Annotated in this window: 1 pseudogene; it reads right to left on the reverse strand. The window is 31.7% G+C overall.

Going from position 1 to position 659, the window contains the following annotated elements:
- Window positions 1–203 precede the first annotated feature (203 nt).
- Window positions 204–659: pseudogene (locus ELQ12_RS09785) on the reverse strand (hypothetical protein); the annotation flags it as partial.

Consider the following 659-nt stretch of genomic DNA (forward strand, 5'->3'; position numbering starts at 1 on the left):
TTCTTCGGTATAGTTGCCTGTGGGCTTAACATTTTCTTTAAAGAGTATTTTATTGGTATCTTTTTCCACATCTAATGCTAATCCATTGGGTGTATAAATCTTATAAGTATCGCTCATTATTTATCCTTTCTTAATTTATCCCATATATAAACCATCTTCTATGATTATGGTAGTAGCTAGTCTAGTTATGAAATTCATTATTTTTACTCTTTGATATTATGCTCTTTAGCATAAGCTCTTATCTTAGCTCTTAAATCCTCTGGAAAATTATATCTATATATGGCAGGAATTCTTGGATCAAGGAGTTTGTCAAGTTTATGTCTTTTATAAATAATTTCTAGTCTTTCAGGACTATAGTATCTTGGGGCATTAGGATAGCCTTGAGGAGGAGTTAAGGCTGCGAGTTTAGCGCTTAATACTAGGGTATCTTTGAATAAAGTGGCTTGTCGATCACCCCAATCATTTGGAATATCAGCATCAAATCTAGTTTCCATTCCATTTTTATATCCATCCATATAATGATCAAATTCTTTCCTGCTTTCAGGAGTAGAATCTATATCTCTTGGATCTTTTAATTTGCCCTTTTCAATATCATCATATAAAGCCCAAATGATTCTACCTTCTTCATCATAGGCAAAATCATATTTATTTAAATCAAT

This window comes from Campylobacter sp. US25a (assembly GCF_004379075.1).
Taxonomy (GTDB): domain Bacteria; phylum Campylobacterota; class Campylobacteria; order Campylobacterales; family Campylobacteraceae; genus Campylobacter_D; species Campylobacter_D jejuni.